The 13450-nt window shown below is 69.7% G+C and carries 11 protein-coding genes and 1 tRNA gene; 6 read left to right on the forward strand and 6 right to left on the reverse strand.

Features of this window, described 5'->3' with window-relative positions:
• The first annotated feature begins 2 nt into the window (after positions 1-2).
• On the forward strand, positions 3-923 hold the full coding sequence (locus tag IE274_RS17670; protein WP_233102870.1) for an ABC transporter ATP-binding protein: 921 nt from the start codon (positions 3-5) through the stop codon (positions 921-923).
• The gene (locus IE274_RS17675; RefSeq protein ID WP_190116740.1) at positions 920-1636 is read left to right on the forward strand and encodes an ABC transporter ATP-binding protein; all 717 of its coding nucleotides are present in this window, start codon (positions 920-922) and stop codon (positions 1634-1636) included. Before IE274_RS17670 ends, IE274_RS17675 begins: the two co-directional genes overlap by 4 nt.
• Positions 1637-1783: 147 nt before the next feature.
• On the opposite strand, the gene IE274_RS17680 is transcribed toward IE274_RS17675, so the two are convergent.
• A complete protein-coding gene (locus tag IE274_RS17680) occupies positions 1784-2437 on the reverse strand; it encodes an ANTAR domain-containing response regulator (RefSeq protein WP_030362911.1) in 654 nt (217 codons plus the stop codon).
• A gap of 99 nt (positions 2438-2536) precedes the next feature.
• Here IE274_RS17680 and IE274_RS17685 point away from each other — a divergent pair.
• Positions 2537-2611 (forward strand) — tRNA-Leu (locus IE274_RS17685).
• A 109-nt stretch (positions 2612-2720) separates the two neighbouring features.
• Positions 2721-3494: a helix-turn-helix domain-containing protein gene (locus IE274_RS17690; protein ID WP_190116741.1), complete on the forward strand. Its 774-nt coding sequence runs from the start codon at positions 2721-2723 to the stop codon at positions 3492-3494.
• A gap of 10 nt (positions 3495-3504) precedes the next feature.
• On the opposite strand, the gene pyk is transcribed toward IE274_RS17690, so the two are convergent.
• Together pyk and IE274_RS17700 are read right to left on the reverse strand one after the other, a co-directional pair.
• Positions 3505-4941, reverse strand: a complete 1437-nt coding sequence (pyk, locus tag IE274_RS17695) for a pyruvate kinase (RefSeq protein WP_190116742.1) — start codon at positions 4939-4941, stop codon at positions 3505-3507.
• Positions 4942-5218: 277 nt separating this feature from the next.
• A complete protein-coding gene (locus IE274_RS17700) occupies positions 5219-5923 on the reverse strand; it encodes an SIMPL domain-containing protein (protein WP_190116743.1) in 705 nt (234 codons plus the stop codon).
• A 145-nt stretch (positions 5924-6068) separates the two neighbouring features.
• Here IE274_RS17700 and IE274_RS17705 point away from each other — a divergent pair, with 145 nt between their 5' ends.
• Both IE274_RS17705 and IE274_RS17710 read left to right on the forward strand, forming a co-directional pair.
• A complete protein-coding gene (locus IE274_RS17705) occupies positions 6069-7892 on the forward strand; it encodes a bifunctional metallophosphatase/5'-nucleotidase (RefSeq protein WP_190117047.1) in 1824 nt (607 codons plus the stop codon).
• A gap of 47 nt (positions 7893-7939) precedes the next feature.
• Positions 7940-8374, forward strand: a complete 435-nt coding sequence (locus IE274_RS17710) for a hypothetical protein (RefSeq protein ID WP_190116744.1) — start codon at positions 7940-7942, stop codon at positions 8372-8374.
• Here the strand turns inward: IE274_RS17710 and IE274_RS17715 are convergent.
• The 3 genes from IE274_RS17715 to IE274_RS17725 all read right to left on the reverse strand — a co-directional run bounded on the left by IE274_RS17715 (position 8364) and on the right by IE274_RS17725 (position 13362).
• Positions 8364-9815: a lysine N(6)-hydroxylase/L-ornithine N(5)-oxygenase family protein gene (locus tag IE274_RS17715; RefSeq protein ID WP_190116745.1), complete on the reverse strand. Its 1452-nt coding sequence runs from the start codon at positions 9813-9815 to the stop codon at positions 8364-8366. The two genes, IE274_RS17710 and IE274_RS17715, sit on opposite strands and share 11 nt — an antisense overlap.
• Entirely contained in the window at positions 9812-11203 is a 1392-nt protein-coding gene (locus IE274_RS17720; RefSeq protein WP_190116746.1) for a pyridoxal phosphate-dependent decarboxylase family protein, read from the reverse strand. Before IE274_RS17720 ends, IE274_RS17715 begins: the two co-directional genes overlap by 4 nt.
• Positions 11204-11535: 332 nt before the next feature.
• A complete protein-coding gene (locus IE274_RS17725; protein ID WP_190116747.1) occupies positions 11536-13362 on the reverse strand; it encodes a glycoside hydrolase family 35 protein in 1827 nt (608 codons plus the stop codon).
• Between the last annotated feature and the right edge of the window lie 88 nt (positions 13363-13450).

Here is a 13450-nt window from a genome sequence, read left to right on the forward strand (position 1 = left end):
CCATGACCACCACAACCACCACCACCGTCCTCGAAGCCAGCGGCGTCACCATGCGCTTCGGCGGCCTCACCGCCGTCCGCTCCGTCGACCTCACCGTCAACAGCGGCGAAATCGTCGGCCTCATCGGACCCAACGGCGCCGGCAAGACCACCTTCTTCAACTGCCTCACCGGCCTGTACGTCCCCACCGAGGGCAAGGTCTCCTACAAGGGCACCGTGCTGCCCGCCAAACCCCACCTCGTCACCGACGCAGGCATCGCCCGCACCTTCCAGAACATCCGGCTCTTCGCCAACATGACCGTCCTGGAAAACGTCCTCGTCGGACGCCACACCAGGACCAAGGAAGGCCTCTGGTCAGCACTCCTGCGCGGACCCGGATTCAAACGGGCCGAGGCCGCCTCACACGCACGAGCCATGGAACTCCTTGAATTCATCGGCCTCGCCCACAAGGCCGACCACCTCTCCCGCAACCTCCCCTACGGCGAACAACGCAAGCTCGAAATCGCCCGCGCACTCGCCAGCGAACCCGGCCTCCTCCTCCTCGACGAACCCACCGCGGGCATGAACCCGCAAGAAACCCGGGCCGCCGAAGAACTCGTCTTCGCCATCCGCGACCAAGGCATCGCCGTCCTCGTCATCGAGCACGACATGCGGTTCATCTTCAACCTCTGCGACCGCGTCGCCGTCCTCGTCCAAGGCGAAAAACTCGTCGAAGGCACCTCCGAAGTCGTCCAGGCCGACGAACGCGTCGTCGCCGCCTACCTCGGCACCCCCTTCGAAGGCGCCCCCGGCGCCGCCGAAGTCGCCGAAGTCGAGGCCGCCGAAGCCGAGGCCACGACCGCCCCCGACGACACCGCACCAGGCACCACCGGTACCGACACATCCGGTACCCGCACCACCGGTCCGGAAGGAAAGAGCCTGTGACCACACTGCTCGAGGTCGAGGACCTCAAGGTCGCCTACGGCAAGATCGAAGCCGTCAAAGGCATCTCCTTCAGCGTCGAAGCCGGGCAGGTCGTCACCCTCATCGGCACCAACGGCGCCGGCAAGACCACCACCCTGCGCACCCTCTCCGGCCTCCTCAAACCACTCGCCGGAAAGATCACCTTCGACGGACAGCCACTCCACGGCGTCCCCGCCCACAAAATCGTCGCCCTCGGCCTCGCCCACTCCCCCGAAGGCCGGCACATCTTCCCCCGCCTCACCATCACCGAAAACCTCCAACTCGGCGCCTACCTCCGCGACGACAAAGCAGGCATCGAAAAAGACATCCAACGCGCCTACGAGCTCTTCCCCATCCTCGGAGAACGCCGCAAGCAAGCCGCGGGCACCCTCTCCGGCGGCGAACAACAAATGCTCGCCATGGGGCGCGCCCTGATGTCCCGACCCAAGCTCCTCATGCTCGACGAACCCTCCATGGGCCTCTCACCGATCATGATGCAGAAGATCATGCAGACCATCAGCGAGCTCAAGGCCCAGGGCACCACCATCCTGCTCGTCGAGCAGAACGCCCAGGCCGCGCTGTCCCTCGCGGATCACGGTCACGTCATGGAGGTCGGCAACATCGTCCTGTCGGGCACCGGACAGAACCTGCTGCACGACGAGTCGGTCCGCAAGGCGTACCTGGGCGAAGACTGATCTGGCCCCTGGGCCCTGGCAGCAAGGAGGGCGGTACCCCCGATGTCGGGGGTACCGCCCTCTTCGTGCGTTCTTTGGGTGCCGGTCTGTGAGGGCTGGGCGCGCAGTTCCCCGCGCCCCCAACGAGGCCCTCACCAGCCCGGGAGCTCAGCCTTTTGCTGCCTTCTTCTCTTCCGCGTCCTCGATGACCGCCTCCGCGACCTGCTGCATCGACAGGCGGCGGTCCATCGACGTCTTCTGAATCCAGCGGAACGCGGCCGGCTCCGTCAGGCCGTACTCCGTCTGCAGAATCGACTTCGCGCGGTCCACCAGCTTGCGGGTCTCCAGGCGCTGCGTGAGATCCGCGACCTCCTGCTCCAGCGCCTTCAGCTCCGTGAAGCGGGACACCGCCATCTCGATGGCGGGCACCACGTCGCTCTTGCTGAACGGCTTCACCAGGTACGCCATGGCGCCCGCGTCGCGGGCCCGCTCGACGAGGTCGCGCTGGGAGAACGCGGTGAGCATCAGGACCGGGGCGATGGACTCCTCGGCGATCTTCTCCGCCGCGGAGATCCCGTCCAGGACGGGCATCTTCACGTCCAGGATGACGAGGTCCGGCTTGTGCTCACGGGCCAGCTCGATGGCCTTCTCACCGTCACCGGCCTCACCGACGACGGTGTAGCCCTCCTCCTCCAGCATCTCTTTGAGGTCGAGCCGGATGAGGGCCTCGTCCTCGGCGATGACGACACGGGTCGTCAGCGGCGGAACGTGCGACTGCTCGTCGGACACGTCAGCGGGCTCGGGCGACTCGGGGGTGGTCACGGGGGCTCCTCGGTACAGGCAGATACAGCTTCCCAAGAGCGTACCTAGCTGCGGTATGGTGGATGCGCGCAGGGTGAGGGGAAACCTTCGATTCTGTGGGCCCCGGTAGCCCAATTGGCAGCAGGCAATGGATTCAAAACCCATACAGTGTCGGTTCGAGTCCGACCCGGGGCACTTTTCCTTCAATTCCAAGGTCGCTTGCGATTCGATCAGATTCACTTGATCGAGTAGGCAATCCTTGTTCTCGCCACGACGGGCGAACCTCCGCCGCAGTATCGGCCACATGTACGACATGGGTACGCGTAGGCAAGCACTGGCTCTCGTCGCGCAAGGGCGCAGCCTCAATTCCGCGAGCAAGGAACTCGGTGTCTCACGCGCGGCGATCCGTTCCTGGCAGATCCGCGTGGAGCCGCTCGGCGGTCGCGGCACCGAGTGCCCCCGATGCCGCGACGTCCCTGCCAAGCCTGAGAACGAGGCCGCGTACGCGTACTTGCTGGGCCTCTATCTCGGCGACGGCTGCATCAACCGACACCGCCGGGGCGTCTACTTCCTGCGCATCGCGTGCGCGGACGCGTGGCCCGGACTGATCGATGCCTGCGCGGAGGCGATGCGGATCGTGCGCCCCACCAACAAGGTGTGCCGCGTCCAGCGGCAGGGCTGCCAGTACGTCACCTGCTCCAGCAAGCACTGGCCCTGCCTGTTCCCACAGCACGGGCCAGGCAGGAAGCACGAGCGGACGATCGCCCTCGAACCCTGGCAACAGGAGATGGTCGACGCCCACCCCTGGGAGTTCGTCCGGGGGCTCATCCACTCGGATGGGTGCCGCGTCACCAACTGGACCACCCGCGTCGTCGGCGGCGAACGCAAACGCTATGAGTACCCGAGGTACTTCTTCACCAATACGTCCACCGACATCATCCGGCTCTACACCGCCACCCTCGACCAGCTCGGCATCGAGTGGAAGCCGCTGCACCAGAGCCGCGCCGCAGTCACCATCTCCGTCGCCCGCAAAGCCTCAGTAGCCCTCATGGACGCCCACGTGGGCCCCAAGTACTGAGCGCGGGCCCCTACTGGGGGCTGTCGTCCTCGCCGATGCGGTGGATGCGGACCAGGTTGGTGGAGCCGGCGACGCCGGGGGGTGAGCCGGCGGTGATGACGACGATGTCGCCCTTCTGGCAGCGGCCGATCTTCAGGAGTTGCTCGTCGACCTGCTGGACCATCGCGTCGGTGGACTCGACGTGCGGGCCGAGGAAGGTCTCCACGCCCCAGGTGAGGTTGAGCTGGGAGCGGGTGGCGGCGACGGGGGTGAAGGCGAGGAGGGGGATGGGTGAGCGGTAGCGGGAGAGGCGGCGGACGGTGTCGCCGGACTGGGTGAAGGCGACGAGGAACTTGGCGCCGAGGAAGTCGCCCATTTCGGCGGCGGCGCGGGCGACGGCGCCGCCCTGGGTGCGGGGCTTGCTGCGTTCGGTGAGCGGCGGCAGGCCCTTGGCGAGGATGTCCTCTTCGGCGGCTTCGACGATGCGGCCCATGGTGCGGACGGTCTCGATGGGGTATTTGCCGACGCTGGTCTCGCCGGAGAGCATCACGGCGTCGGTGCCGTCGATGACGGCGTTGGCGACGTCGGAGGCCTCGGCGCGGGTGGGCCGGGAGTTGTCGATCATCGAGTCGAGCATCTGGGTGGCGACGATGACGGGTTTGGCGTTGCGCTTGGCGAGCTTGATGGCGCGCTTCTGGACGATCGGGACCTGCTCCAGGGGCATTTCGACGCCGAGGTCGCCGCGGGCGACCATGATGCCGTCGAAGGCGGCGACGATGTCGTCGATGTTGTCGACGGCCTGGGGTTTTTCGACCTTGGCGATGACGGGGAGGCGCCGGTTCTCCTCGTCCATGATGCGGTGGACGTCGTCGATGTCGCGGCCGCTGCGGACGAAGGAGAGGGCGATGACGTCGAAGCCGGTGTTCAGGGCCCAGCGGAGGTCGGCTTCGTCCTTGTCGGAGAGGGCGGGGACGGAGACGGCGACGCCGGGGAGGTTGAGGCCCTTGTGGTCGGAGACCATGCCGCCTTCGATGACGGTGGTGGTGACGCGGGGGCCTTCGACGGCGGTGACTTCGAGGGTGACTTTGCCGTCGTCGACGAGGATGCGTTCGCCGGGGGTGACGTCTTCGGCGAGGCCGGCGTAGGTGGTGCCGCAGAGCTGGCGGTCACCCTGGGTGTCGGGTTCGACGGTGATGGTGAACTCGTCGCCGCGTTCGAGGAGTACGGGTCCTTCGTGGAAGCGGCCGAGGCGGATCTTCGGGCCTTGAAGGTCGGCGAGGATGCCGACGCTGCGGCCGAGTTCGTCGGCGGCCTTGCGCACGCGCTGGTAGCGCTCCTCGTGGTCGGCGTAGGTGCCGTGGCTGAGGTTGAAGCGTGCGACGTCCATTCCGGCCTCGACCAGGGCCTTGATCTGGTCGTAGGTGTCGGTGGCGGGTCCCAGGGTGCAAACGATTTTCGCTCGGCGCATGCTTCGAGCCTAGGCCTTACTGGTGGGTAGAGGTTTGGCCGGGCGTGACTACTCAACGTCCTTTGCATGAAAGGGTCTTGACAAGTGTTGAAGTGTGCGCACGCTCGCTCTGATGAGCGCGTTCAGAGGTCAACGGGGCGTGGTGGTCTCACAGTTGCGACGGTTGCGGCTGCTGAGCGTGGCCGGGCGGCCGTGTTGCTCAGCGTGATCGGGAGGCCGCATTGCTCAGCGTGGCCGGGTGCCCGTGTTGCTGTGCGCGGTCGGGTGCCCGGGTGGCTCAGAGTCGCGGCGGGTTCATGGTGAAGCGGGCGTTGACCTGGGCGTAGACGGACTGGCGTTGGGGTTCGAGGTCGAGGGGGGCGGCGGCTTCGGGGGCGCCGCCGTAGGCGGCGCGGGCCATGCCGGGGGCGGGCGGGTAGGCGGTGTAGGGGGCGTTGTCGGCGCCGATGTCGGCGATTTCGACGAGGGCGGCGAGGGCGGTGCCGAGGGCGTCGGCGTATTCGCGGGCGCGTTGGACTGCTTCCTTGACCGCTTCTTGGCGGGCGCGGCGGTGGGCGGGTGAGTCGGGGCGCAGGGCCCACCAGGGGCCGTCGACGTGGGTGAGGTCCAGGTCGGCGACGCGGGTGGTGAGTTCGCCGAGGGCGGTGAAGTCGCTGAGTTCGGCGGTGATGTGGACGCGGCCGTGGTAGGTGCGGACGCGTTCGCCCTTGCCGCGTTTGGTGAGTTCGGGGGTGATGGAGAAGGAGCCGGTCTCGACGCGTTCGACGGATTCGCCGTAGGACTTGACGAGGTCGATGACGGTGGCGTTGCGGCGGGTGAGGTCGGCGAGGGCGTCGCGGCGGTCGGTGCCGCGGGCGCTGACGGTGATGCCGATGCGGGCGATTTCGGGGTCGACTTCGAGGCGGGCTTCGCCTCGGACGGCGAGGCGGGGGGCTTCGGGGGTGCCGTAGGGGACGCTTTGGGGGGTCTCGTCGGTGGTCATGGGGCCACTCTCGCACCGGTGGCGGGCACCGGACAGTCATCGGATCGAAACCTGGCGGGTCTGTCGCGAGCGGGTCGGGCGGGTCAGAATCTACGCGCGTTACGTGTGTGTGCCGATGTTGTACGACGTGTGGGAGGAAGCCGAGATGCCACTGAACCGCAGGAAGTTCCTGGGTCGGTCCGCTGCGACGGGTGCGGGGGTGGCGCTGGCGGGTGCGGTGGCCGCTCCGGCGGCCGTGGCTGCCGAGGGGGCCGTGGCGCCGGGTGCGGCTCGTGCGGGCAAGCGTCCGCGTCGTTACTCGTTCACGGTGATGGGCACGACGGATCTGCACGGCAATGTCTTCAACTGGGACTACTTCACGGACAAGGAGTTCGACGACAAGGACCACAACGATGTGGGCCTGGCGAAGATCTCCACGTTGGTGTCGGCGGTCCGCAAGGAGAAGGGGCGCCGCAATACGCTGCTGATCGACGCGGGTGACACGATCCAGGGCACGCAGTTGTCGTACTACTACGCGAAGGTCGATCCGATCACGGCCGCGCGGGGTCCGGTGCATCCGATGGCGCAGGCGATGAACGCGATCGGCTATGACGCGGCGGCGCTGGGCAATCACGAGTTCAACTACGGCATTCCGGTGTTGCGGAAGTTCGAGGAGCAGTGTGACTTCCCGCTGCTCGGGGCGAACGCGTTGGATGCGAGGACGCAGCGGCCGGCGTTCGCGCCGTACAGCATGCATCGTCTTCGTACGCCGCACGGCCGTGATGTGCGGGTGGCGGTGCTCGGGCTGACGAATCCGGGGATCGCGATCTGGGACAAGGCGAATGTCCAGGGGAAGATGACGTTCCCGGGGCTTGAGGAGCAGGCGGCGAAGTGGGTGCCGCGGCTGCGTTCGATGGGTGCGGACGTGGTGATCGTGTCGGCGCATTCGGGGTCGAGTGGTACGTCGTCGTACGGGGACCAGTTGCCGTACATCGAGAACGCGGCGGCGTTGGTGGCGGAGCAGGTGCCGGGGATCGACGCGATTCTGGTGGGGCACGCGCACACGGAGATTCCCGAGTATCTGGTGGAGAACAAGGAGACCGGCAAGAAGGTGGTGTTGTCGGAGCCGTTGAAGTGGGGGCAGCGGTTGACGTTGTTCGACTTCGCTGTGGAGTGGTCGAAGGGTCGTTGGCGGGTGGTGAAGGCGGGGGCGAAGGTCCTCAATTCCAACGCGGTGGCGGAGGACCGGCGGATCACGCGGCTGTTGGGGGACGAGCACAAGAAGGTCGTGGCGTACGTCAACCAGGTCATCGGTACGTCGAAGGCGGCGATGGGCACGGCCGAGGGCCCGTACAAGGATGTGGCGATCATTGATCTGATCAGCCATGTGCAGGCGGAGACGGTGAAGGCGGCGCTTGCGGGTGGGGTGTACGCGAAGCTGCCGGTGCTCGCGCAGGCTTCCTGTTTCTCGCGGACGGCGAAGATGCCGGCGGGTGAGGTGACGATCCGGGACGCGGCGGGGCTCTATCCGTTCGAGAACACGTTGGAGGCGCGGGTGATCACGGGTGCGCAGTTGAAGGACTATCTGGAGTTCTCGGCGCGCTATTACGTGCGGACGGCGGTGGGTGCGCCGGTGGATCCGGCGAAGTTGACGAACGCGGACGGCATTCCGGATTACAACTATGACGCGTTGTACGGGGTGACGTACGAGATCGATGTCGCGCAGGCGGCGGGGTCACGGATCGTGAAGTTGCAGTTCGAGGGCAAGGAGCTGGATCCGAAGGCGGAGTTCGTGCTTGCGGTGAACAATTACCGGGCGAGTGGTGGCGGGAATTTCCCGCATGTGGCGGCCGCGAAGCAGGTGTGGGCGAATTCCGATGAGATCCGCAACACGATCATTGCGTGGGTGAAGGCGAAGGGCACGGTGGATCCGGCGGAGTTCGCGTCGGTGGGCTGGCGGCTGACGCGCGAGGGCACGCCGGTGTTCTGAGGTCCAGGGCCGCGCCGGCCCGTCGGACAGGCCCTAGCCTCGGTCGTATGAATGAGGAACTGGCTGTGGCGCTGGCTGTCGTGGAGCGCGATCTGAGGGCGACGTGTGCGGTGCGGCCGATCGTCCGCGAGGAGCTGGACTTCGACGACGAGCCGCTGGTGGTGCTGTACGAGGCCGACGGCTCGGGCGTGGGGGTGGCGGTGCCGGAGGGTTCCGCGGCCGAGCAGGTGGCGAGTCTCGCGGAGCAGGTGCAGGACTGGGCGGTGGAGGCGCTGGCCGCGCAGTTGCTGCCCGCGACGTGGCCGGAGTGTCCGGACCATCCGGCTTCGCATCCGTTGGCCGCGTCGGTGACCGAGGGTGTGGCCGTGTGGTCGTGCCCTCGGTCGCGGCGGGTGGTGGCGCCGGTGGGTGCGCTCGCGGAGCTGGGTGCTCCCGGGGCGGTGGGTGCTCCCGGGGGGAGGCGGCGCGGCGTCAGTTCTTGAGGCGTACGAGGTTGGGGTGGGGCGTGGCGGTGCGCTGGTCCGGGGTGCGGGGGCGGGGGTCGGTGAGGCCGAAGCTGGTGAAGGCGGTGCGGTCCGGCAGCGGGTAGGGGTTCTTGCCGGTGAGGGTGTTGAGGATGGTGGCGCTGCGCCAGGCGGCGAGGCCGAGGTCGGGGGCGCCGACTCCGTGGGTGTGGCGTTCGGCGTTCTGGACGTAGATGTTGCTGCCGGTGCCGGTGACGGAGGGGTCGAGGACGAGGCGGTACCGCTCGTCGATGCGGGGGCGCTCGGAGGAGTCGCGGCGCAGGTAGGGGTCGAGGCCGGCGAGGAGCTGGTCGAGGGGGCGTTCGCGGTAGCCGGTGGCGAGGATGACGGCGTCGGTGGTGATGCGGGAGCGGCTGCCTTGTTCGAGGTGTTCCAGGTGGAGTTCGACGCGGGTGGTGGCGACGCGGCCGGCGGTGCGGACGGCGACGCCGGGGGTGAGGACGGCGTCGGGCCAGCCGCCGTGGAGGGTGCGTTGGTACAGCTCGTCGTGGATGGCGGCGATGGTTTCGGCGTCGATGCCCTTGTGGAGCTGCCACTGGCCGGGGACGAGGCGGTCGCGGACGGGTTCGGGCAGGGAGTGGAAGTAGCGGGTGTAGTCGGGGGTGAAGTGTTCCAGGCCGAGCTTGGAGTACTCCATGGGGGCGAAGGCGGGGGTGCGGGCCAGCCAGTGGAGGCGTTCGGCGCCGGGTGGGCGGTGCCGGAGCAGGTCGAGGAAGACTTCCGCGCCGGACTGTCCGGAGCCGATGACGGTGATGTGTTCGGCGGTGAGGAAGCGGTCGCGGTGCAGGAGGTAGTCGGCGGCGTGGATGACGGGGACGGTGGGGGCGTCGGCGAGGGGCCGCAGGGGTTCGGGTACGTAGGGGGCGGTGCCGACACCGATGGCGATGTTGCGGGCGTGGGTGCGGCCGAGGGCTTCGGCTTCGCCGTCGGCGTCGAGCTGGGTGAAGTCGACTTCGAAGAGGCTCCGTTCGGGGTTCCAGCGGACGGCGTCGATCTGGTGGCCGAAGTGGAGCGCGGGCAGGTTCTCGCTGACCCAGCGGCAGTAGGCGTCGTACTCGGCGCGCTGGATGTGGAAGCGCTCGGCGAAGTAGAAGGGGAAGAGGCGTTCGCGGGCGCGCAGATAGCTGAGGAACGACCACGGGTTCGCGGGGTCGGCGAGGGTCACCAGGTCGGCGAGGAAGGGGACTTGGAGGGTGGCGCCGTCGATGAGGAGGCCGGGGTGCCAGTGGAAGGAGGGCCGCTGTTCGTAGAAGGCGGCGTCGACGCCGTCGAGGGGTTGGGCGAGGGCGGCGAGGGACAGGTTGAACGGTCCGATGCCGATGCCCACCAGGTCGCGGGGTGCGGTGGGGGTGGTGGGTGCCTGGGGCGGCCGGGCGGGCAGGTCGGGCGTCGCCGTCATCGGGGAGTGGTTCCTTCCACGAGCGCGAGCAGGGCCGCGAGGTCTTCGGGGCGGGTGTGCGGGTTGAGCAGCGTCACTTTGAGCCAGCGGCGGCCGTCGAGTTGGGCGCGGCCGAGGACGGCGGTGCCGTCGATGAGGAGTTTCCTCCGTATGTGGGCGATGTGGTCGTCGTCGGCGTCGGTGGGCCGGAACAGGACGGTGCTGATGGCCGGTTTGTCGTACAGCTCGAAGCCGGGGTGGGCGGCGACGAGGTCGGCGAACTCCCTGGCATGGTCGCAGACTTGGTCGACCAGGTCGCCGAGCCCGGTGCGGCCGAGGGCCTTCAGGGTGACGGCGATCTTCAGGGCGTCGGGTCTGCGGGTGGTGCGCAGGGAGCGGCCGAGGAGGTCGGGGAGTCCGGCTTCGGTGTCGTCGTCGGCGTTGAGGTAGTCGGCGCGGTGGGTGAGGGCGGCGGTGTCGGTGCTTGCGCGGACGGTGAGGAGTCCGGCTGCCGCCGGTTGCCAGCCGAGTTTGTGCAGGTCGAGGGCGACGCTGTCGGCGCGGTCGAGTCCGTGGAGCTTCGTTCTGCGGGTGTCGCTGAAGAGCAGGCCCGCGCCGTAGGCGGCGTCGACGTGCAGGCGGGCGCCGTGTGCGGCGCACAGGTCGGCGATGTCCGTGAGCGGGTCGATGAGGCCCGCGTCGGTGGTGCCCGCGGTGGCGGCGACCAGGAAGTGGCCGGGCTGGCCGGGGAGTTCGGTGAGGGCTTCGTCCAGGGCGGCCGGGTCGAGTACGCCGGCGGGTGCGGGTACGGTCACCGGCTCCGGCAGGCCGAGGAGCCAGGCCGCTCGGCGCAGGGAGTGGTGGGCGTTGGCGCCCACGAGTACGTGGAGGGGGTGGCCGTGGGCTGCCGCTTGCTCGCGGGCCAGGAGCAGGGCCAGTTGGTTGGACTCGGTGCCGCCGGTCGTGATGAGGGCGTCGGCGCCCTCGCCGTGCACCTCCGTGGCGATGGCGTCCGTGAGGATCGCTTCCAGCGCGGAGGCCGCGGGGGCCTGGTCCCAGGAGTCCATCGACGGGTTCAGGGCCGAGGCTGCCAGGTCCGCGGCGGTGGCCAGGGCCAGGGGCGGGCAGTGGAGGTGGGCTGCGCAGAGGGGGTCGGTGGGGTCGGCCGCGCCTGCGGTGACCGCGCCCACGAGGGTGCGCAGGGCCTCTTCCGCGCCTGCGCCCTGGTCGGGCAGGAGGTCGCCCGCGGCGGCCCGGACGCGGGCTGCCACCGCGTCCGGGCCGCCGGGCGGCAGGGGGCCGCCGCGGGCCCCGGCGCCCGCGGTGAGTGCCTCCAGGACCGTGTCGAGCAGCGGCCGCAGGGCGTCGGGGCCTTGGGGTCCTCCGGCGAGGGGCGGGGGGCTGCTCATGGCTGTCCTCCGGGTGTGCGGGTGGGGTCACCAGCCTGTACGGACGGTGGACGGCATGCCCGGAAAGCGCAACGATCGAAACCCGAAAGGGGTATTGGCTTGTGGGGGGTTTGCGGTGGGGTGCGGTGCGGTGTTAGGGCTGAGGGCTTTCCCCAATCCCGCCCCTTCCCGAACCCGGGGGCGCTGCGCCCCCGGGCCCCGGCCTGTCGCCGATGTCCCCTTCGGGTGGGACAGCGTGCCCCCGATCGGCCTGCGGCCTCGTCCTCAAACGCCGGACGGGCTGAGATGTCGCCGGGGCGGGCAGGGCGGGCCTGGGGAAAGCCCCGCGGGGCTCAGCCGAGCCGCACCTCCGCCTTCCCCCTGACCCCCTCGACCTCCAGCACCCACACCTCGTTGTCCCCTTCCCGCAGCACCGGCCCGGGCACGTACAGGGCCGCCTGCGGTCCGACGTCCCAGTACCGGCCGAGGCAGAAGCCGTTGACCCAGGCGAACCCCCTCCCCCAGCCGGGGAGTTCGAGTGCGGCGTCGCCGGGGCCGCGCACGTCGACCGTCCCTCGGTAGAGGCCGACCCGCCCCCGGGGCCCCACGGCGGCCGCCAGGCCCCGCACCGCGTCGGCGTCGTCGAAGGCGCCGAGGGGAAGCCCCACGGCCCGCACGCCGTGCGCGTACTGCCGTTCGTGCAGGACACCCCCGGTGATCCCCTTGGTCTCCCCGAGCCTCGGCCCGTAGTTGACCCGTCCGAGGGACTCGGCCCAGAGGGTCACGCGGGCGGGACCGGGGACGGGGGCGGGGAGGGTGGGGGTGGCTTCGGTGAGGACGCCGGCCCGGGCCCCGTCCACGTACACGGTGGCGCGGTCGCGCAGGCCGCGCACGGTCAGGGGGTACGGTTCGCGCGGCCCGGGCAGGTCGAGGGTGTAGCGGACCAGGCCCCGGTCGACGCCGAGTTGTTCGAAGGTGGGCGGGACGGCGTGTTCCGTCTCGGGGGTGCCGAGGGCGTCGGCGACGGTGTCGAGGGGGACCCAGTCGGTGAGGCGGGCCGTGGCGGGGGCGGCGAGGGCGGCGGGGGCCGGGGGCAGTTCGGGCAGGGGGCCGTCGGTGTGGGCGGCGAGTACTTCGCGGAAGAGCCAGAACTTCTCGGTGGGGCGGCCGCGTTCGTCGATGGGCGCGTCGTAGTCGTAGGACGTGATGTCGGGCTGCAGGGCGCCGTCGTGGAGCCCGCCTCCGAGCGGGGTGCCGTCGGGCGCGGTGCCGTCCGCCCGGTTCGCCCCCGCCCAGCCTGCGAAGTTCGTACCCCCGTGGGCCATGTAGAGGTTGACGGAGGCGCCGCAGTCGAGGATTTCGCGGAGGGCCGTCGCCGCGTCGGAGGGGTCGCGGCGGACGGGTTCGGCGCCCCAGTGGTCGAACCAGCCGCACCAGAACTCCATGCACATGAGGGGGCCCTTGGGGCGGTGGCGGCGGAGGGTGGTGAAGGCGTCGGGGGCGGCGGAGCCGAAGTTGGCGGTGGCGAGGACGCCGGGGATGCTGCCGCCGGTGAGCATGTGGTCCTCGGGGCCGTCGGAGGTGCACAGTTCGGCGGTGATGCCGTGGGTGTGCAGGAGGTCGGCGAGGCGGCGGAGGTAGACCTGGTCGGAGCCGTAGCTGCCGTACTCGTTCTCGACCTGCACCATGATCACGGGGCCGCCGCGGTCGTGCTGGCGGGAGACGACCTGGGGCAGCAGGCGGGCGAACCAGCGCTCGACGTGCGCGAGGTAGGTCTCGTCGCGGGTGCGGACGCGGGAGCCGACCTCGGCGGTCAGCCAGTGCGGCAGGCCGCCGTTGTCCCACTCGGCGCAGATGTAGGGGCCGGGGCGGACGACGGCCCAGAGTCCGGCGGCGTGGGCGGCGTCGAGGAAGCGGCCGAGGGCCGTGACGTCGTGGAGTTCGCCGGGGCGGGGTTCGTGCAGGTTCCAGGGGACGTACGTCTCGACGCAGTTGAGGCCCATGGCCCGCAGCATCGCGAGGCGGTGCCCCCACTGGGCCTCGTGCACCCGGAAGTAGTGCAGCGCCCCCGAGAGCAGCCGCACGGGCCGGCCGTCCAGTTCGAAGTCGTCCGCGCCCACCCGGAAGCTGTCGCCGCGCGCGTCCGGTCCGTCGTCTGCCACGTGGTGGCTGGCGTCCATCGTGTCCCTCCCGATCATCACTGCGGCCACGATTGCCTCTGGCGGGCGGCAGGGTCCATGGACAAAGATCGAGCCGGGTTGGACGCAG

It is taken from the genome of Streptomyces flavofungini (genome assembly GCF_014650815.1).
GTDB classification, from domain to species: Bacteria; Actinomycetota; Actinomycetes; order Streptomycetales; family Streptomycetaceae; genus Streptomyces; species Streptomyces flavofungini.

Excerpts from the sequence above, each read along its gene's own strand:
- IE274_RS17705 (WP_190117047.1), top strand. The coding sequence starts at position 6,069 with ATGCCACTGAACCGCAGGAAGTTCCTGGGTCGGTCCGCTGCGACGGGT.
- IE274_RS17670 (WP_233102870.1), top strand. The coding sequence starts at position 3 with ATGACCACCACAACCACCACCACCGTCCTCGAAGCCAGCGGCGTCACC.
- IE274_RS17710 (WP_190116744.1), top strand. The coding sequence starts at position 7,940 with ATGAATGAGGAACTGGCTGTGGCGCTGGCTGTCGTGGAGCGCGATCTG.
- IE274_RS17700 (WP_190116743.1), bottom strand. The coding sequence starts at position 5,923 with ATGACCACCGACGAGACCCCCCAAAGCGTCCCCTACGGCACCCCCGAA.
- IE274_RS17725 (WP_190116747.1), bottom strand. The coding sequence starts at position 13,362 with ATGGACGCCAGCCACCACGTGGCAGACGACGGACCGGACGCGCGCGGC.
- IE274_RS17690 (WP_190116741.1), top strand. The coding sequence starts at position 2,721 with ATGTACGACATGGGTACGCGTAGGCAAGCACTGGCTCTCGTCGCGCAA.
- IE274_RS17715 (WP_190116745.1), bottom strand. The coding sequence starts at position 9,815 with ATGACGGCGACGCCCGACCTGCCCGCCCGGCCGCCCCAGGCACCCACC.
- pyk (WP_190116742.1), bottom strand. The coding sequence starts at position 4,941 with ATGCGCCGAGCGAAAATCGTTTGCACCCTGGGACCCGCCACCGACACC.
- IE274_RS17720 (WP_190116746.1), bottom strand. The coding sequence starts at position 11,203 with ATGAGCAGCCCCCCGCCCCTCGCCGGAGGACCCCAAGGCCCCGACGCC.